Here is a 20,364-nt window from a genome sequence, read left to right as displayed (position 1 = left end):
TTCCCCTTTCCATGAAATAACAAGACTTTAAACGTTTTTACTTCCTCAAAAATAAAAAGGGGAAGATTCCCCTTTTTTAAAATTCTATTTAAAGTTCATCAACTCAAATGGTAGTTCAAATTGAGTTTGCTTGAATGATATTCCATTTAAATTTTTTGGGGCTACTACCGTAACACTTCCATTTGTAATAGGAATAAAAATCGCTTCTTCATGAACAATCGTCAATATATCAGCGTACAATGATTTCCTAGTTTGCTCATCTGTAGATACCATAACTTGTTCAATCTTCTTGTATAGCTCATCTGCTTTATCAATGCCTTTTGTCGTGTGCAAATAAGAAGCTTCAGATGTAAAAGCAGCAATTGTACTTTGTGGGTCATACGCTAGACCCCAAGTTTGATTAAATAATAAATCATAGTCACCAGTTGATCTTCTATTAGCGATGGAAGTTGACTCTTCACCAATAATCTCCAGTTCAAGACCAATCTCTTTTAATGATGCTTGAATAAATTCAGCCTGTGTTTTTTGAGAAGACGAATTACTATCATAAAAGAGTTCCATTGCTAATTTTTTCCCATCTTTTGTTCTAACTTCCTCACCATTCTCTATTTTCCAGCCATTTTTTTCTAGAATTCCCCTGGCTTTTTTTACATCATATCCTCGCTTCTTTAAGTCAACATCTGCATAATTTACATTAGGTGAAAATAATGTATGGGCCACTGATTCTGTGCCATTAAAAATATCCTTACTAATTGTTTCTCTATCAATCGAGTGCCAAATTGCTTCCCGAACAGCCGTTTCACTTATTGGATTATCAGTTTTACTGCTATTGGCTACTATCATTTTGGTGTTCATCGGTTCACTTCTTACAAGTTGATAGTCTCCGGAATCGACTAATTGATTCATGGCTTCGACATTGAGGCTGTCGGCGCCGCGATCATCTGTAAATACAAAGTTGACTTCCCCTTTTTGCAAGGCTAAGAAAGTCGTTTCCCCAGCTGGAAGTACTTTAGAGGTAATCTTCTTAATTTTAGGCGACCCATTCCAGTAGTCTTCATTTGCTGTAAAAGTGGCGAACTCATCGGTTTTATGTTCAGTTAGCTTATACGGGCCTGTACCGTTAAAACCACTTACGCCATCTTTAGTCTCCCCATTTTTAAAATCTTTAGGTGATATGAATACAAAGGGTCTGGTCATCGACAATTCAACCAAAGTTGGATAGTATGTATCGGACAATACTAATTCAACTGTATGCTCATCTACAACATTCACACTTTCTATTTTTGTAGACAACTTAATCCAGGCATGCTTTTCTGCATTATTCTGTACAGCTTCAATATTTTTCTTCACTGCTTCTGCGTTAAACGGCTCACCATCATGAAATTTCACATCTTTTCTTAAAAAGAACGTGTATACTTTTCCATCTTCTGAAACTTCCCACGACTCAGCAAGTAAAGGCTTAATTCCGTCTTCAGTGTTCTCAACTAATGATTCATATACCATCCCTTGTGCTGGCATAGAACCTGTGTAAAGATGAGGATTCATATCATTGATGTCTTTAGCTGTTGCATAAATTAATTCGTTTTCACTTTTAGCTGCATCATCTTCCTTTTTTTCACTAGTAGAATTTTCTGCAGAGCAGGCAACTAGAATAGATATAACCAAAAATATCAGACCCACTAACTTACATTTTTTAATTAACAACCTACTTCTCTCCTTTTAGTCTTCCTAATTTTAATCTACTTTATTAAAACAATGTCCCCACCATAAAACGAAATCATTACTATTTACATGGTATATTAAACTATTAGTGTAAGACAAGTTCTATTTCAATTGCTTTGTTCCTATAATTTTTCCTATTTCACTACAAATCATATTCAGGTCTTCATCAAAACTTTGTACTACAAATGCATCAGATAACAATTCGTTTTCATGAGATTGAGCGACCTCTACAATTTTACTCTCATATGTTTTAATGAATTTATCTATTGTTGGACATTTTAAGTCTAAATATCTTGCGATTCCTTGTATTATTTTTATGCGATAATAATCTTCTTTAGGCATCCTTGGAATATCCAAAAACCCTTCTCTATTGACAAATATTTTTCTAATTGGAACAGCAGAAAAATCGAAATATCTTCCATTCTCATCTGGTTCTGAAAAAGGATCCATTAATAGTGAGGTATAACGTATATATAACAAGTACTCTTGATGAATAGTTTCTAAGTGATTAAAACTTTCTATATCTTGACGGGATAAGCTTTCCAACCTAACTGGATAATTATCGTCTGTCATAAATTTAAGTAAATTTATACTTTTTATATTTATTTCTTCTAAAACATTCATTATTTCTTTCCATTGGGATAACATATCACGAATTAAATATTGCGTAATAGGTCCTTCAGGATAAATTTTATATACGTATTTCTTGTTATTTACAACTCCGAAAATCGCATTTAATGAGAAGTCATTCATAAACAAAGGTGGATGTACGTATAAAGAAATATTTCTGGTTTCCGCCTCAAGTGGAGAATCCATGACCTCTAGCTCAATACCTAATTGCTCATAAACTTTAGATATTCTTTCAATATTTTTAGACGAATGGTGCGTCGAGCCTATGTATAACTTTTTCTTGACCGCTGTTGTTAAAACATGATTAGACGGTTTTTCGTGCATCCATCGAGTATCACCTAAATATGTGGAAAAACTAATAATTTCCGCATTTGAATTATGTTTGTTCAGATAATTCTTGATTAAGTTATTCGAACCGAAAGTTGAAGAGACTAAAACAATACACCTTACTTTTTTTAAGAGCTTATCATTGATTTGTTTGATTACTTCTATATAGGCATCAGTTGTTACAGATAAAATAATGGTATCCCATTCCCCTTGTATGGTTTCATACCCTTTAAAAACTTGGTCGAGGTAACATTCACCTTTCATAGCTCGGTGCTTTTCATTTTGAATACTTACACGAATTAGATGATTACTCTGCCCAAGTGCCTTAAAAAATGCCTCTGATCGAACAGATTCTCTTCCAACAATCCCTATGTAACAATCTAATTGTTCTTTTAAATTTACAGCAAGTTGAATTGATGTAGGACCAGTTCCTAAAATTAAGACTCGCTTAAAATTACTCATAGTATCCTCCCTTTCTGAAAAACACAAACTATACTTTTTTATACAATGCAATATCAAATACATGGTCTGGCCGTAATATATTTTCAACCATCTTCCATTTTTGTTCATTAACCTTTTTCATTGGATAATTAAATAATGATTTCAACTGGTTACCATATCTCATGGCCACCACTACATTTTCATTCGTTAATGTATGTAATTCATCAAGTATTTCATACTTTCTTTCAACTGTTGAACTAAAAATAATATGGGTCGCTCCTTTCACAAAATTAAGATCGTCCACTAATGTTTTTTCTAGTTTAATATTTAATCCACTACCTAATTTCTCTACAACTTTTAAACCGAGCTTAATGGCCTCATCATCAATATCTATACCAACAACCTCTGCTCCAGTTTGCTTAGCTATTAACAATGGTGTCATTGGGAACGAACCTGATCCTATTAATAATACTTTCGATTCAGAATTGACTTGAAAACTACCAAATTCCTTCTCAATACACGACTCTATATTTTTAAAATAATCGGATACCCCTTCATTTCCATCCAATAAATTTAGCGCTCGATATTTTTCCATAATAGCAACACAATGTGCTGATTTTTCTCTCAAATCTGACGTAAGTTGATTAAAATCAATGAATTCTTGTAGTGATAGTTGTTCCCATGTTTTGTTATTGCTCTCACTTGTTATGAAATTTGAATAATCATCTATTATTCTCTCTAGTTCTGAACAATTAGCGATTGTATGATTATATCTTCTTGCTAAATCATCGAATTTTTCTAAAAAGGCATTTAATTCTTCATGAAAAGTTTTTAACGCAATCACTAAGTCACCCCTAATCTCTATAATTAAACATCAATAAAAGCTTTACCTTGTGCAACTATGCTAACGCATCCCTCAATCTTTAAGCATGTAAATTCCCCTTCATGACAATTAGCAACTACATTAATAAAGCCTCCAGGTTGTCTTATCTTTACAGCAATTTCTCCTTTATTCTTCCAAGCTAAATAAGCTCCTAAGGATGCTGTTCCCGAACCACACCCCCTTTCCCATACCATACTATCTAGGTGTGGAACATAAATAAGAGGAGCCAATTCATCAGATTTCGATTTATACAGTAAGACGCCAATCAAGTTAGAACCTAACGTGACTCCAAGCAACTTTGCTAATGATTGCGCTTTTTCCCTTACGGTCTCATTAAAATCATCCACTTCTATCACAATATGTATAAATTCACGATATCTGACTATAACAATATCCAAATCGCTGCCATCATAATTTATTGTTCTCTGTTCTATCTTTTTAGGAATAGGCATAGTAACTTGACAGTGATATACTTCTGAATTTCTTTTCACTTGACACAATATTAATTTATCGGTACCAGAAACCCCCAATACTATTTCTGTCAAATTGTTTTGCTTTAGTCCTTTTTCAGATGCAATCAAGGCTGCTAATGACATACATGCATTACCACAAAATTCACCACCAGCCATATGTAGATGTGCGACAGCTTCATTATTTATCGGTTTTTGTATAAAACCTACTTGTTCAGCGTACACGCTGTCATAAGACATAATTTTTGAGGCAATGTGCTGATACTTTTCAATAGGATAATTAGTTTTAATAAGAATTGTCATGTTTTGTGTTGGATTAAATTTTATAAAATCTAATTCGTATTTCATCTAAATTACCTCTAGACATGTTTTTAAATTCAATAATTCTTGTTTCATAATTAACAATACCATTAATCGTAATGATTACGTTTTACATTCCATGAATGAATTATAACATGACATTCTATAGAGTCAATTCTTAAATTCTTATTAAATGCCGCCCGATTACTTATTACCTTATATTTTATAGTCTAAAAATTCCTACAATAAGCCATTTACCTTTTTGGCCATATTATAACGAGCTCTGATCCTTGTTCCAGGATCGCGCCCGTTTTGCTGAATAATGGTTATACTATTTATGAAGCGTTTCATTCTATATTCAGACTATTTGGTGATGAGCTATGCATACGTAAAATCATAAATTCCTTGCAACATTAAAGGTGAAGGATCTATAACCCAACTAGTTTATTTAAATAAAAGACGAAATTGTGGATTCTTGTATCTCCGTGAAGATAATATTTTTCTTCTTTACTATGAGTATCTCTAAGTCTCTCCAAACTCTTTAACTTTTCTATGTACTTCATAAGGTAGATGGTTTTTTTTGCTTTCATGAACAACCTGTAAACTTATGTTAATATCTGACCTGGTACTTATATGTATCCCATTAACCATTCTAAAAATGTATCATTAAGGGATTAGGCATGCAGTTATTTGCTCGGTAATTGAATAGATCCGATTACATTTTAGAATTACAGGGAAAAATAAGAGAAAAGGAAGGAGGGATACGGATGAGTAAACAAGAACACGATCATCACGTTCATGAGAACCATCCCCACCAGCACAGCAGTGCATGTGGTCATACAAAAATACGTCACGATGACCATATCGATTATGTCCATAATGGACACTTGCATCACGAACATAATGGCCATTGGGATGAATGTACAATCCCCGTAAGTGAAAAGAATCCTGATACTTGTAACGATATTAGTTGCGGTTGCGATCACTCAGAAGATTGTGGACATGAACTAGTGCCACATGGTGATCATATGGATTATTTAGTAAATGGTCGATTACACCATGTACATGGAGACCACTGTGATGATCACGGACCTGTCGAGCTCGTAAGATAATAATTATAGAGAAAAGAGGAGGCACAATGCATTTGCATTAGAGGCCACCTTTTTTCTTCTCTTTTTAAAGAAGATTTTAAGTAAGATTACGGATAGATGTAAGGCACAATGGGCTTCACTATTGGTACCCATTCATATACGTGAACCATGGGCAGTGTTTGTCCATTATGTTCTGTAAGAGTAATCTTCCCCTTCAATTTGACCCAATCATCTACATTTCGTAAATTATCATCATCGCTATCTAATAACAGGCCTTTAACATGCGCATCTGCAACACAGTGTGTGACTATAAACCTAGCAAGGACTGGGGAATCAACAGTGTTTAGAACATCCAATAATATAAACCCTTCTAATTCAATTGACTTGCCGTTAAAAACTTCCGGGTAAGTAATTATATTGTTTATATACGAGGAGTAATTACTATGATCTAGAACAAGGACAGAACTTTTTAGCATTTCATTTATAGTGTTAGTAAACAATGTTGCCGATTCATCCAAATGACTTCCATGATCATGTTCCGTTTCATGACTTGCCGCATATATAACTCCTCTTTTCTTTGCTTCTGCAGCTCCAAGTCCCTTATGTGGTAGCAAAAAACCAAGTACTAACGGTAGAATAACGATAAAGTATATGACAATATTCTTAAAAGGGAGCTTTCTTGGATTACCTATTTCATGATTACATCCTAAGATGGAACAGTAAACATGATCTTGGGCAAGTTCTCTTGAAATGAATATCCTTGGCACTTGGATAAAAAACAAAATCAAAAAAATGATGGATGCAATTTGACTAAGTTCTTTATATTGAGGGTTAATAAATTGATAAATATCACCGGTGTGGTGGAGCATAAATAGTAAGCCAGAAAACAACAATAAAACCACCGCTTTGATTGCTTGTTGGAAATGAAAATACAACGGTAAACCTCCTTATATCCAAGGATGAACTAGCATCAGTACACTAAAGACAATGAATGTAATTACTATCATTAAAAATAAAACAAAACGAATTTTAAACACCGCTAACATCATAATTGTATTTTTCAGATCAAGCATTGGACCATAAATAAGAAATCCTAAAATAGAAGTTTTAGGAAAAACATGGTGAAAAGAGGCACCGATAAAAGCATCAGCTTCCGAACATAATGATAAAAGGTAAGCCAGCCCCATCATAATTAATGTAGAGTAAACAATTCCTTCTCCTATACCTGCTAAGTAATTTGTAGAGACATATGTTTGAACAAGCGCTGCCAGCATTGCTCCAATAATTAAATACTTAGCCACTTCAAAAAACTCGTCAATCGAATGCATTAACATGGCTTTCATTCGTAAAGAGAAAGGAAAACGAGCTATTGCCTGATTCATTTCAAGCAGGCTAGCAGATTTTTTTAATTGATTTCCTTTGAAGAATAGACTAATGATTGTGGCTATAATAATTGCAATTATAAGTCCCAACACCATCCTTAAAATTGCCATTCTTACATCTTGTCCAAATGCCATATAGGTTGAAGCTACAACAATAGGGTTAATAAGAGGACCTGTTAGAAGAAAGCCCACCCCTGCAAAGATTGGAACTCCCTTATGCACTAACTTTTTTACGATTGGAACGATCCCACATTCACATGCCGGAAATAAGGCACCCAACAAACAACTCATCCCTACAGCCATGAATTTATTTTTAGGAATCAGCCGTATTATATGTTCTTCTGTTACAAAAACTTGTATAAGCCCCGCTATAAACACACCAATTAGGACAAAGGGTATTGATTCAATTAAAATACTAAGGAAAATCGTATTAAAGGCTAAAAGAGATTCAGGCAACTGTATTCTCGTGATGGTCAAGGGTCCATTAACTAGTACAAGGTAAATTACGGAGATTAGAATAATACATCCTACTATTTCTGCTAAGCTTTGTTCAAAACGTCGTATCATTGGCTCCTCCCACATTAATTTATTCTTAAAAATCTATGCGGACAAGGTGAGAAAATGCCTGTCAAACCGAAATAATTACGATTCAATCAAGAAAAAAACAACAAAAGAAACATTCCTTTGTTGTTTTTGAATATTATGCCTTTAACTTAACCCATTCACTTTGTATTGCTTCTTTATTAAGGTCCAATCCTATCATGACCAAATAATGTCTTCCTACATGTTCAGATGGTTCTAAATAAGTCCTTTTCATCACATGTTGTAATAAGTAGCATCCATCCTTGAAAGGAATATACCCTTTTGCTCTCAACAAGTTCGGCTGCCACTTTTTTAAAAATTTATCTACTTTAGCAGGCTTCAATGGTTGGTTAAAGTCCAATGTTATAGTATTAATTCGCGAATAAGATCTGTTCTGTTTTTGCCCATTAGAAGGTTTATGCTTATGCTCCGCATGACTATTTTTGTATAATGATATTTTATTCACCCTATCCTTTATACCTGTTAACAAAAGATCCGAATCCACTTCACTGTAAGACGTAAAATAAATCGGTGATACCGTATTTTGTTTTTTGACCACTTTTTGTACCTTATCCTGCTGAGACTCAGAAATTAAATCTATTTTATTTACTATTAACACATCAGCAACCTCAATTTGCCGCCTGGTCGTTTGAACTAATTCTCGGTCAGAACCAAAAATACTATTATACTCTAAAACATTCTCTCCATCTAAGACTGTTATCACTTTTTGTAAACATACATATTCTATCAACTCAGGTTCAGTCAATGAATCCACCACTTCTTCAGGATTGGCAACCCCCGTCAATTCAATAAAAATAATATCCGGTTTATTTTCAAGTAACTTTTTAATTGAGGTAGAAACTTCACCTTTTTTACTGCAACAAATACAACCATCCAGTAACTTTTCAATGATTTGTTGTTTATTCTTTTCGAGTAGTATCTCCCCATCCATATCTGTCTTTCCTATTTCATTCATTAAGACTGCGGGAGTAAGTCTTTTCTCTTCACATGTTTGGAGCAATTGTTTTAGAAGTGTTGTTTTTCCACTACCTAAAAAACCGCTCAAGACAATTACAGGAATTCTATCCATCCTTTAACCTCCACCAAACAGATTGCTATTTATTATACTTTTTATTTATATATGGAGTTAATCGTAATTATTCCTAATTGAGTGAGAACTAGCATCGCACTCATTAAAAATTGAATGTACAAAAAAACTTCTCAAAAGTTCACTGAACTCATGAGAAGCCTCCGTTTAAGTATAATATGAGAGTGTACTAATCATTTACTTAAAATTACCTTTAGTTAAGCAAATGCCTCAACCAATTCTTTTGTTGGCTGTGAATGTTCATCATTATTAATTAAGTCATACGTAATACAAACAGGCTTTCCTGTCCTTGGATCGGGAACAACATCTGCATCAATATTAAATACTTCTTCTAATACTTCGGATGTCATGACTTCATGTGGCTTTCCCTCTTTGACAATCGTACCGTTATTTAATGCTACCATATGATGGGCAAAGCGTGCGGCGTGATTTAAATCATGTATGACCATAACAATCGTACGCTTCTCTTCCTTGTTCAATCTTTCAAGCAACTTTAGCACTTCAAGCTGATGAGCTAAATCGAGATAGGTGGTCGGTTCATCTAGTAAAAGCAGATCCGTTTCCTGTGCCAGAGCCATGGCTATCCACACGCGTTGCCTTTGCCCTCCGGATAATGCTTCAATCGGACGATCATGAAATACAGTCATACCGGTCACTTCAATGGCCCAGCGGACAATCCGCCGATCTTCGTCAGTCAAACGTCCAAATCCCCTTTGATGTGGGAACCGACCATATGAGACAAGTTCGTAAACCGTTAATCCACTTGGAGCTTCAGGTGTTTGAGGTAGAATTGCCATCTTCTTTGCTATTTCTTTTGTGGATGTTTTATGAATAGATTTTCCGTCTAAATAAACCGCTCCAGTTTTCGCTTCTAATATACGAGACATCGTTTTAAGAATAGTAGATTTCCCACAGCCATTAGGACCGATAATAGTTGTGACTTTTCCTTCTGGTATTTCGAGATTTAAACCTTCTACAATGTCTAATTCTCCATAAGAGATTCCAAGTTTCTCTGTGGATAACATAACCATTAAATATACTCGCTCCTTTTAATTAGTTTTCATTAGTAAATAGATAAAGTACGGCGCTCCTAGAGCTGAAACAACGATTCCTACTGGTATTTCTGAAGGTGAAAGAATATTACGCCCTATGGTATCCGCTACAAGCAACAGTAATGCCCCCATTAAAGCTGTTGCAGGTAACAAAAATTGATGCTTAGGTCCAACAATCCTGCGAGCCAAATGAGGTGCAACAAGTCCTAGGAATGCAATTCCACCACCAACAGCCACACATGATCCTGCTAGAGCAACTGCTAAAAGCAAAAGGATTCTCCGTTCTCTTTCTACCGCTGCTCCTAATCCTGTAGCCACTTGATCTCCGAGATTTAACACATTCAAGTAGCGGGCCTTGTAAATTGTATATGGAATAAGAATAAGGATCCATGGCAAAACAGCTAAAACGAATTTCCAATTTGTTCCCCATATGCTCCCTGATAACCAAATGGTTGCTTTCATAAAATCATTAGGATTCATCTTTAATTGAAAGATAATAAGTGCCGCTCCAAATGCTGCGTTCACACCTATTCCGACAAGAATTAGTCTGACGGGAGTTACACCTTTTTTCCAAGCTAATGTGTAAATTAAAAAAGCGGCTATTACTCCTCCAGCTAATGCGGCTAGTGGCATAATAAAGATAGATAGTGTCCCAAGAGACGTGGTGGACCCTTGAAAATAGTAGATAAATAAAACAACAGCAAACCCAGCACCCGCATTAATGCCTAGTATTCCGGGATCCGCTAAACCATTCTGAGCTACCCCTTGAAGGATTGCTCCAGATACTGCTAATCCCGCCCCTATCAATAATGCTATGACCATTCTTGGTAAACGAAAATCAAATAGAACTAGTTGGTCTTTTTCCGTACCTGCTCCAATAAGTGTTTTGATTACATCCATTGGTGCCATACGAATAAAACCCATGTTTAAACTAACAAAAAAGGATATAAGGATAAGTACGAGTAAAATTCCCATTGCAAATAAGGGCTTCTTTTTTGTTTTTATCAATAATTCCATTACAATCCTCCCCTTTCACGACGAGCCAGGTAGAGGAAAAAAGGTACACCAATCATTGCTGTTATCGCTCCAACAGGTGTTTCAAATGGCGGGTTAATCATTCGTGCACCAATATCAGCAAGTATGAGAAGCAACGCTCCTAATATTGCTGAACAAGGAATGATCCAACGATAATCAACCCCTACCAAAAACCGAGTTATATGAGGGATAACTAGTCCAATAAACCCTACTGTTCCTGCTACAGAAACTGCTGCTCCTGTTAATAACAAGACGACAATGGTACCAACCACTTTTACAAGAACCGTTTTCTGCCCTAATCCTTTTGCTATATCATCACCTAAGCTTAAAACGGTAATAGAACGCGCTAACATTAAAGCTACTACAAGCCCTACAATCGCTACTGGTATTAAAATTTGTATACTAATCCACTTTGCTCCGGCCACACCACCTGCATACCAAAAGCTTATATCCTGCGCCACTTGGTAATGAATCGCAATAGCCGATGAAATGGAGCTTAGCAATGCACCAACTGCAGTTCCAGCGAGTGCTAGCTTTACTGGGGTCAGCCCCCCTTTTGACATGGAACCAACAAAAAAAACAATGCCTGCTGCCAAACCAGCACCCAAAAATGACCAAACCATTAATCCAACATGAGAAGTTCCTGGGAAAAATGCAAATGCGATTGCAATCATAAAGGCTGAACCAGCACTGATTCCCATAATGGAGGGTGAAGCGAGTGGATTTCTTGTCATACCTTGCATAATGGCACCAGACATAGCTAAAAATGCGCCTACTAACCCTGCAGCCAGAACACGGGGCATCCGAAGCTCCTGAATAATTTGATGAGAAGTAAGCTCAGGATTATAACTGAATACTCCTTCCCATACTGTTTTAAAATCAATATCTGCCGCTCCTAAAGTAATGGAGTATCCCATACCAAAGATAAGCGCAATCAGACCCCCAGATAATATAAGAGTAGCCACAAGAGGACGAGATTTCAATTTCTTCGTACTCTCCTCTTGTGGCACATTAGGTTGTTCCATTTTAGATTGTTTCAAATTTTCTTTCAGTACCATTCATTTTTCATTCCTTTTCTAAAGACCGCTATTATATGAAATTGATAATCATTCTCATATAAAGTATACCCATTCTCTATTAGAATTTCAATGGACATTTATGTAAAAGTCCAGGCATTTAAAACTTGTTAATTTGCATTCGCCATAATCTCCTGCCTTCTTACTTCTCGCTCTTTATCACTCAATCTCGGACAACCATAGCATTTGTTTGTGGAATCTTCTGTTTGATAATACAGGCAACAGGTAGGCTTCATCCGTTGAAATATCTCAGGGTTATGTGCATTTGGAATCATTTTAAAAGTTATATCAAGTGGATTTTTTTGTTCCATGAACAGTTCCGGTTCCAACCTCTTGGTTATAAAGAAGAAGTCTTGTTCTACATTCTGTTTTTGATTATTTGCACAAGATGCTTCCTCTAGATTAAAGTCATAACCAAAGTAAAGTCCCAAAGATAATTGCCCCCATAATTCTCGGATTTTTATCCCAGTTTCTAAAGCAAAAGCTTGAAGCAAGGGGATAACATTATGTTTATATAAATCCTGAATATCCGCCTCTATTACTTCTCTGTTTTGGAGCTGTAACGAAGAGTCTAGTAACTTAAACACCAAACCGTAATAATCATTTTCCTCATCAAAATAAAGTTGTAATTCAATATTAGAAGGGTCAGTCTCTACCCTATAGTTTAAGGAATGAAAGTAATGAAACCCCGCCAATACCCATCCATAATATTTGCTAAAGTAAGTAGCTGCCACCTGTGGTGTTTTCGCTTTTAATTTGTCTCCGTAAAATTTTACAAATTCCTTCATTACTGGAGGATTCTTTAGATCAGCAAGCGTAGCGCCATATAATTTATGTGGATGATCACAGGAAATGATGTAATAGTTCTCTTCTAACTGTTTTTCATTCATTAGGCTCAATTGGTAACTCTCCCTTATCAAATTTATAGTGGGCAAATGAAAGCCATATCAGCTAGTGATATGGCTTTATTTTATTCCTTCTCAAACAGCTGAGCTGCATCTTTTAACTGTCCTAATACCGAAGTAGAGTCGTACGCTAGCCACTGTGTCCTTTCAATATAATAAACCTTGTTGTTTTGTACAGCTGGCAGACCTTGCCACAGTTTTGTATCCTGAATTTGTTTTAGTTGAGTTTCTGCTTCTTTTAAATCATTCACCAACACAATCATATGATCAGCACTATAATCAGGTAGAACTTCAAGGGATATTTCTTGTTGATTAAAACTTCCTGGATTTTTGTCCATTTCTGCTTGAATAAATGGCGGCGGTGTAAGACCTAATCCATTATAAAAAACATGTCCCAAGTTTCGATCTCCATACACACTAAAGCTGTCTGGATAGATTCTGAAAATCAGAACTGTTTCGTCTTCACCTACATAGTTGCGGACAAGTTCCGACTTTTCGGCGGCAACTTCTTCAAAATCCTGAATAAACTTTTCCGCTTCATCTTTTTTACCTAAGGCATCTGCAACTATATTTAAATGCCCATTAACATCATGCTCCATCCATGGAATTAAGATTGTTGGTGCAATTTTAGATAATTCTTCATATATTTCCTCATCCCAATCAGTTCCGATAATGAGATCTGGTTCTAGAGCCAAGATTTTCTCTAAACTAATCTCCTCATCTCCAATATTCTCAACTCCATCTATCATGCCTTCAAAGTAAGGGTTGTTTAATGTCCAGCCTGTAGCACCAACTGGTTTTACTTCAAGAGCAAGCATTTGACCTATATATTGTGTAGTTACAACACGTTTTGGCTCTACGGGAATTTCCGTTTCTCCTTTAAGATGAGTAAATACCCTTGTTTCAGTGGAACCACTTGTATCTTCAACAGTTTCCACTTCTTCCGACGTTGTTGATGTTGTCTCCTCTTTAGCAGCGTTCTCGTCTGATGATCCGCAGCCTACTAACATAAATGCCACTATAAAAATTGTGAATGCCTGAAATATAATTTGTTTAACTTTCATTGTGATTCCCCTTCAGTTGATAGTGATTATTCTTCTCAATTAGAATTATAAACACCCATTTTTTTAAATGCCATGGACTATTGACTTTTAAAAAATGGATTATTGTTATGATCTAAAAGAACTCGACAACCTCTTTTAGTTGTTCAATATGGGAAGCAGGAGAATAATCTAACCAATATTTAGAGATAAAGTGAACCTGCCTTTTTCTAACAGCAGGAATGTTGAACCATTCCTTATTCGTTGTAATATCATGTAGAGGCCCTTGGGAAGGTGAATTGCTAGAATCCAAAATAAATAAATAGTCTGGTTTATAGGAGACAAGTTGGGCGAATGTAATAGGATACTGATTCTGAATAGGCGGAATTTCAGCCACTATATCTACAGGTTTTAACTTCAAATCATTGTAAAAGATATTTCCTACGTTTCTCTTTCCGTAAACTGTTACCCTATCCTGATAAATCCTTATAATCATGACCTTATCTTTATGATTCACTTTGTCTTTTATTAAATTTGATGCTAATTCTGCTTTAATATCATAATTATATAGCCATTCCTTCGTCTCTTTTCCTCTGCCTATCAATTTCCCAATATGCATAAAATGCTCTCTCCAGTCATACTTCATCCATGGAATTATCACTGTAGGGGCAACCTTTTGTAGCATTTCAATCTTTTCCTCATCATAATCTGCACACAGTATTACATCTGGTTTAATTTCCATGAGAGACTCGTACATGCCTTCCGCTGATGGGTTTATGCTTTGTTTTTTGGGGCTATCACCTATTCTTAGTTGGTAGCCGTTTTCACAATTGTAGTCCAGTGTGGCAAAGGGACTTATTCCTAGAGCCTGAAAATGACCCTGAAAACTATTATCTGCATTTAAGATTCTGGTGCGACTTTTCCTCACATAGAGGGTTGGAGAAATACCTGTTGACTTTTTAAACAATCGACTGAAGTAAAATTCGTCTTGGTATCCCACACTATTTGCCACCGTCTTTAATCGATGCTGAGAAGTAATAAGCATTTCCTTCGCTTTTTTTATTCTCACTTCATTCAAATAATCAATTGGACTTGAGCCTACCACTTTTTTAAAGGCTTGTGAAAAATAACCTGGACTAAACCCAACCATTTCGGCTAATCCTTCTCGTGTAAGTTCGTCCTGGTAATGATTTTGAATATAGAGGATAGCTTCCTGAATTTTTTCCTTAGTATCCTTCAGCTTTTTCCGCGTTTCCCTTTCTTTGCAAACCAAATACAAAAGTTCATAAAATAACATTTGTTCTTCTATCATTTCAAGGGGGCCCGAATCTTTGTCACTATTTATTTCAAGTAGCCTTTCTAAACCTGCAAGCATTTTTAAAGGGTTCCTAGTCACATACTCTCCCAAAAGAAGATCGGGTTTGAATTCCCCAAATTCAAACGCTAATTCATAATAACGTAGTGGAGCATACTCATCTATTTGACTCAAAGAATAGGGGGTGTTTGGAGGTAAAATAATGCATGAGTGCTCTTTCATTTTATATGTCTGGTTATCCACCTTCAATTTTGCTTCTCCAGATGTAACAAATAGCAAGCTATATACATGAAGGATACACTCGGTATCTTTAAGGTAATCCAAAATGGAAATTTGACGAAATATCATTGTATTGCTCCTTTCACTTGGCATAATCAAATTACTCATCTTGTCATAGATTCTACAATCAAATCTATTGCTAATGAAACTCCCTTGATGTTTCGAACAAAGCTATGGTGTATGACATAAACTCGATCATTTTTAAATGCATTGATTTGCTGGACAGATACGTTTGAAAAGATTTCATCATAAAATCTTTGATTATGAATAGTAACAAATAGGTAATCCGGATTAATTTCCGCTAGTCTTTGGGCAGTTATATATACCTGCTCCTCTTTGGGTATGACATCCGGTGGTGGTGTAAGTCCTAGTTTGTCGTAGAGTAATTGGTTAAATATAAAGTATCTATCCGTCACTCCAATTGTTCCATCATAAATGGAAATAAAAAGAGTCGTTTCGCTTTCCTTTACATACTTTTTGAGGGAGCTTTTTGCTTCAGTAAGCTTCCTTTCATATCTTTCTTTAAAAGCCTCTGCTTCCGCTTCTTTTCCAAGTAAGACTGCTAGTTCTTCAAATCTATCCCATCCATTTGTATCAAGCTTCACAGTTGGAGCAATCTTACACACTTCTTCACTTATTTCATGCCAATTAGTGAGGATAATTAAATCTGGCTCAACTTCTTGGAGGGCTTTTAAACTAGGGGTTTCTTGCGGTCCTAAATCTACAATCTTTGTTTTCTTCAAAGATTCGTTATATTCAAAAATCGTATCAAACTCTCCTTCTATATACTTCGTTGCAGCAATAGGCGTAGTCCCCAGTGTCAAGAGTACTTCGATATCCCTTGCAAAAAATGTCGCTATTCTCTTCTTGTTTTTCTTAACATAGATTGTTGGTGAAACACCTACTGATTTTTTAAAAATGCGACTAAAGTAGAATGGATCTGAATAACCGACACTTTTGGCAATTTCTTTTAGACGCTGATTGGAAGTAACAAGATATTCCTTTGCTCGCTTTATTCTTATTTGAGTTAAATACTCATTCGGACTGACTCCTACTTCCTTTTTAAATACACGAGAATAATAGTCAACATTAAAACCTATCATAGTAGCTAATTCCTCTCGTGTTACCTCTTGATCAAAGTGGATATCCATATACCTTACTGTTGTCTCAATCGCTGCTTTTATATTTAAAATAGGGAATCGTTTATATACTTGGTATGCACACAGATAGATAAGCTGATGTAACAGAGCATTTTTTCTAAGTTGCTCTAGATGCATTAGCTGAGGCTTCACATCCAGGAGCCCATTCAACAAGTTAACTACCTCAATGGTATTATGTATAGGAATTTCTCCGCTAAAAGGGAAACTACTCTTATCAACTTGTTTCTCGTTATATTGGATATAATCAAAATCGATTTCGTAGTATTGCAAAGGATCATGAGAATTAGTGTCAAGATATATACTCATATTGGGTACTAGTAAAAAACACTTGTTTTTTTCCAAATAAAACGCCGTTTTATCTATCTGTAAATTTCCACGGCCTTTCGTAACATAGATAATTGAATTCTTGTTAAAACATGACTCCTGTTTTTTCCATCCAGTAGAGCAATTAATTTGAGTTATTGAGATAATAGAAAAGGCCATTCTATTAAGTTTTTCTAAGTCTTGTTCGTTGTTCATTTATAATTAGCCTCCCTTTAAAAACAGCTTTAGAGGAAATAATAATGATAATGATTATCATTATTATATTTTATAATGAAATATTCCCAAACAAAAGCTCCTTAAAATGGAAAATACCGATTTTCACTCATAAAATGAATGCAAACCGGCTTTTTAATCATCAATTGCTAGTATTCTTCTTTGGTTTGCCCGTTAAGATTCCACCGTAGGAAAAGCAATTACTCCTTTTCGCCTGTAATAGATTCTGTAACAAAATCAATCGCTAATGATTCCCCTTTGAGGTTTCGAACGAAGCTAGGGTGTAATTCATAGACACGGTTGTTTTTAACTGCATTGATTTGCTGAACCGCTGGATTTGAAAAAATCTCATCATAAAAAACATCATTATGTTTACTAACAAAAATAATATCAGGGTTAGCATCAACAAGTCCTTCGGCAGTTATCATCGCCTGTTCGTCTTCCGGAATTACATCTGGTGGTGGAGTAAGTCCTAATTTGTCGTAGAGTAATTGGTTAAATATAAATCCCTTATCCGTTACTCCTATTTGTTTATCATAAACGGAGATAAAAAGTGTTGTTTCATCTTCTTTTACATGTTTTTGTAAGATATTTTTGGCTACCATGATTTTCTTATCGTAAGCCTTCTTAAACGCCTCGGCTTCCGTTTCCTTATCTAGTATGGATGCTAGCTCTTCAAATCTATCCCATCCATATGTATCTAGCATGATAGTTGGTGCAATCTTTGAAGCTTCTTCGTACATCTCATGCCAATCTGTAAGAATAATTAGATCCGGTTCTGCTTCTAACAACGCTTCCATATTAGGCGTGCCTTGCTCCCCAAAATCTATTACGCCAGCATCTTTTAGTTCTTGATTATATTCAGCAACCGTATCAAACTCTCCTGGTACATAGTGAGTTGCTCCGATAGGTGTAACCCCTAAAACTAAAAGAGATTCGACATCTCTTGCAAACATAACTGCTATCCTTTCAGGATTAACAGGAATTTCAGTTTCCCCCATAGCGTGTTTCACTACTTTTGTTTCGTCCACAGTTTCCGCACTACTTTCCTCATTTTTTGGAGCCTGTCCATTTGCAGACTCCTTTAATTCCTCTTGTGCCCCGCAGCCGATTACAAGTAATGATATAAGTACTAGACTAATTATAGCTATATACATATTTCTTGATTTCATGATTCTACTCCTTCTTTGATAATGAATATTATTCTCAATTACTATCATAATGGGGAACATATGCTTAGTCCATGGATTATCTAGAACAGTTTATGGATTTTTCCTACTATTATGATCTGCTAATTGCCTATCTTCAATTTTTTTGTGGACTTTTTCTATGGCGTCCTTATCCTTTAAAATATGGCTTCTATTTTCATTAACTAATTGCTTAAATGTTTTCTTTTTCACTTGTTTTCCTCTTTTCTTTTAAAGAATCTGTATTCTCTTTCCAAATCACAAAGACAAAGCTCGTATAACTGAGCATTCTTTGTTTTATATACACCTATGTTTAAAAGTTGATCTATAATAAATTCTCTTCTGTGTTGAATTGCCTGACTTAACATTGTGCTCATACAAGGACTCCTCTTCTTGTGATTGATAATCATTATCATTTGTAAGTGTATAGGTTTCATATGAAAATTTCAATAAAGTTTATTTGTATTGTTCTCCAGATGGACAAGAGGAATTTTATATTTGTAACCATTGTTGTTTGGCTTATTTTTTACATGATGGGGATAAAATTCGTTGCTGCGGTATTTGCCCATTAATATCTGACGAAACAAGGTAAAAAGGTTGAACCCTCAAGTGGGATTCAACCTTCTGTCTACTTAATAATTTGGAGCACTTCATCGACTAATTGGGTACGTCCTATTACTCCCCAGCCTTTATAAATCCAAAAATCTGTTTCTTCTACATTCTCTTCCTTAACAGCTCTAAGGTCTTGCCAGATCGGGCTCTCCTGTATAGTATCCATATTGTCCGGACCACCAGACGAATCAACTTGTAAGAAAATATAGTCCGCATTCATTTCTGGAACTACTTCTAATGATAAGTCTTTTCTTTCTAATGGATCGGTTAAGTCAGATGGTTCAAAACCTAAATCGTGATAAAGAAGTGTGTTCATGGGATGTCCTGATTCCGCATAAAGCTGGATTGCATCTTTACGGATCCGGAGAAAGGCGAGATTTTTATTTTCAAGGGTACTAACTTGGTCCTTTGCTTCTGCCACTTTCTGGTCTAACTCCTGGATCTTTTGTTCTGCAAGTTCTGTTTTACCATAAATCTCTGCGATCTTCAGAAAGTCTTCTTGCCAATAGTCCGGAGCGTTTTGAGCTTCCGTATCCTTTGTTCCTAGAACAATGGTTGGCGCAATCTTATTTAGGTCATCATACACTTGAGAAGCTAAGTAATCATCAATTAGAATCAAATCTGGCTCCAAGGATAGAATTTTTTCTAAGTCAACGGAAGATTGATTTCCAACTATTTCGACTCCATCTAGTTGATCAGCAAGATATGGTATGTAGCTTCCTCCATACTGCTCTTCACCAGTCACGGCATAAGGCTTCTCTTCCAAAGCAAGAATATGGTCTGTAAAGGATGGGCGTAAAGATAACACTTTATCTATTTTCTCAGGAATTTCCGTCTCTCCATAGAGATGCTCTACAAGATGTTTATCTTCTTGGTTTGCATCCCCATTTGTCACAGGTTCTTCTGAATTATTATTCTCATTCCCACAAGCAGCTAACACCAACAAAATCGCAAAGATAGCTATTAAAAATATATTCCTTTGTTTCAATATTACTTCCTCCAAATTATATATTATATGATAATGATAATCAATATCATTATATATTGCAAGAACAACTTTCATTTTTCAAATGGAGGGTATAACAACATTACCACTATTTTATGAATTATTATTTATGTTATTTTTTATGCGCAAATTTAAGTGTTGAATCCTTGTTAAACTAAAAGACCCTTAAATTCTTTAACCGCTTGTTTTATTAAAGTAGTACCTACCCAATACGCAATAATGCT

General features: G+C 35.4%; 19 protein-coding genes. 1 reads left to right on the top strand and 18 read right to left on the bottom strand.

The window, feature by feature from the left end:
- Window positions 1–84: 84 nt before the first annotated feature.
- From cntA to FZC76_RS23335, 4 genes are all read right to left on the bottom strand, one after another.
- The gene (gene cntA, locus FZC76_RS22220; RefSeq protein ID WP_392396865.1) at window positions 85–1,704 is read right to left on the bottom strand and encodes a staphylopine-dependent metal ABC transporter substrate-binding lipoprotein; all 1,620 of its coding nucleotides are present in this window, start codon (window positions 1,702–1,704) and stop codon (window positions 85–87) included.
- 120 nt (window positions 1,705–1,824) lie between these two features.
- Window positions 1,825–3,141: an opine metallophore biosynthesis dehydrogenase gene (locus FZC76_RS22215; RefSeq protein WP_148990273.1), complete on the bottom strand. Its 1,317-nt coding sequence runs from the start codon at window positions 3,139–3,141 to the stop codon at window positions 1,825–1,827.
- Window positions 3,142–3,169: 28 nt separating this feature from the next.
- Entirely contained in the window at window positions 3,170–3,964 is a 795-nt protein-coding gene (locus FZC76_RS22210; RefSeq protein WP_148990272.1) for a methyltransferase domain-containing protein, read from the bottom strand.
- Between the two features lie 23 nt (window positions 3,965–3,987).
- Window positions 3,988–4,821 (bottom strand): diaminopimelate epimerase, encoded by an 834-nt coding sequence (locus FZC76_RS23335; RefSeq protein ID WP_187442193.1) that lies wholly within the window; start codon window positions 4,819–4,821, stop codon window positions 3,988–3,990.
- A 719-nt stretch (window positions 4,822–5,540) separates the two neighbouring features.
- Between FZC76_RS23335 and FZC76_RS22200 the strand changes: the two genes are divergently transcribed.
- Window positions 5,541–5,885 (top strand): hypothetical protein, encoded by a 345-nt coding sequence (locus FZC76_RS22200; RefSeq protein WP_148990271.1) that lies wholly within the window; start codon window positions 5,541–5,543, stop codon window positions 5,883–5,885.
- 86 nt (window positions 5,886–5,971) lie between these two features.
- On the opposite strand, the gene FZC76_RS22195 is transcribed toward FZC76_RS22200, so the two are convergent.
- The 14 genes from FZC76_RS22195 to FZC76_RS22130 all read right to left on the bottom strand — a co-directional run bounded on the left by FZC76_RS22195 (window position 5,972) and on the right by FZC76_RS22130 (window position 20,122).
- A complete protein-coding gene (locus FZC76_RS22195) occupies window positions 5,972–6,799 on the bottom strand; it encodes a TIGR03943 family putative permease subunit (RefSeq protein WP_148990270.1) in 828 nt (275 codons plus the stop codon).
- Window positions 6,800–6,811: 12 nt separating this feature from the next.
- Window positions 6,812–7,813, bottom strand: coding sequence for a permease (locus FZC76_RS22190; protein WP_148990269.1), 1,002 nt, complete (start codon window positions 7,811–7,813; stop codon window positions 6,812–6,814).
- A 133-nt stretch (window positions 7,814–7,946) separates the two neighbouring features.
- Window positions 7,947–8,918 carry a CobW family GTP-binding protein gene (locus FZC76_RS22185; RefSeq protein WP_148990268.1) on the bottom strand — a complete coding sequence of 324 codons (972 nt, stop codon included), beginning with the start codon at window positions 8,916–8,918 and terminating at the stop codon, window positions 7,947–7,949.
- Between the two features lie 215 nt (window positions 8,919–9,133).
- Window positions 9,134–9,967 carry an ABC transporter ATP-binding protein gene (locus FZC76_RS22180; RefSeq protein ID WP_148990267.1) on the bottom strand — a complete coding sequence of 278 codons (834 nt, stop codon included), beginning with the start codon at window positions 9,965–9,967 and terminating at the stop codon, window positions 9,134–9,136.
- An 18-nt stretch (window positions 9,968–9,985) separates the two neighbouring features.
- Window positions 9,986–11,005 (bottom strand): FecCD family ABC transporter permease, encoded by a 1,020-nt coding sequence (locus FZC76_RS22175; RefSeq protein ID WP_148990266.1) that lies wholly within the window; start codon window positions 11,003–11,005, stop codon window positions 9,986–9,988.
- Window positions 11,005–12,048: a FecCD family ABC transporter permease gene (locus tag FZC76_RS22170; protein WP_148990298.1), complete on the bottom strand. Its 1,044-nt coding sequence runs from the start codon at window positions 12,046–12,048 to the stop codon at window positions 11,005–11,007. Before FZC76_RS22170 ends, FZC76_RS22175 begins: the two co-directional genes overlap by 1 nt.
- 161 nt (window positions 12,049–12,209) lie before the next feature.
- Window positions 12,210–12,998: a (2Fe-2S)-binding protein gene (locus FZC76_RS22165; RefSeq protein ID WP_148990265.1), complete on the bottom strand. Its 789-nt coding sequence runs from the start codon at window positions 12,996–12,998 to the stop codon at window positions 12,210–12,212.
- Between the two features lie 71 nt (window positions 12,999–13,069).
- A complete protein-coding gene (locus FZC76_RS22160; protein ID WP_148990264.1) occupies window positions 13,070–14,068 on the bottom strand; it encodes an ABC transporter substrate-binding protein in 999 nt (332 codons plus the stop codon).
- A gap of 112 nt (window positions 14,069–14,180) precedes the next feature.
- Complete coding sequence (locus tag FZC76_RS22155) at window positions 14,181–15,707, bottom strand: helix-turn-helix domain-containing protein (RefSeq protein WP_187442192.1); 1,527 nt, start codon at window positions 15,705–15,707, stop codon at window positions 14,181–14,183.
- 35 nt (window positions 15,708–15,742) lie between these two features.
- On the bottom strand, window positions 15,743–17,317 hold the full coding sequence (locus tag FZC76_RS22150; protein ID WP_148990262.1) for an ABC transporter substrate-binding protein: 1,575 nt from the start codon (window positions 17,315–17,317) through the stop codon (window positions 15,743–15,745).
- Between the two features lie 218 nt (window positions 17,318–17,535).
- Window positions 17,536–18,507 (bottom strand): ABC transporter substrate-binding protein, encoded by a 972-nt coding sequence (locus FZC76_RS22145; RefSeq protein WP_187442191.1) that lies wholly within the window; start codon window positions 18,505–18,507, stop codon window positions 17,536–17,538.
- A 90-nt stretch (window positions 18,508–18,597) separates the two neighbouring features.
- A complete protein-coding gene (locus FZC76_RS22140) occupies window positions 18,598–18,735 on the bottom strand; it encodes an FbpB family small basic protein (RefSeq protein WP_148990260.1) in 138 nt (45 codons plus the stop codon).
- The gene (locus FZC76_RS22135) at window positions 18,732–18,899 is read right to left on the bottom strand and encodes a Fur-regulated basic protein FbpA (protein ID WP_148990259.1); all 168 of its coding nucleotides are present in this window, start codon (window positions 18,897–18,899) and stop codon (window positions 18,732–18,734) included. Before FZC76_RS22135 ends, FZC76_RS22140 begins: the two co-directional genes overlap by 4 nt.
- Before the next feature lie 251 nt (window positions 18,900–19,150).
- Complete coding sequence (locus FZC76_RS22130) at window positions 19,151–20,122, bottom strand: ABC transporter substrate-binding protein (protein WP_187442190.1); 972 nt, start codon at window positions 20,120–20,122, stop codon at window positions 19,151–19,153.
- Window positions 20,123–20,364: the final 242 nt, after the last annotated feature.

The sequence above is a fragment of the Sutcliffiella horikoshii genome, from assembly GCF_008180725.1.
Lineage (GTDB): Bacteria > Bacillota > Bacilli > Bacillales > Bacillaceae_I > Sutcliffiella_A > Sutcliffiella_A horikoshii_B.
The sequence above is the reverse complement of the archived record's forward strand: the minus strand, read 5'-3'. Positions and strand labels throughout refer to the sequence as shown.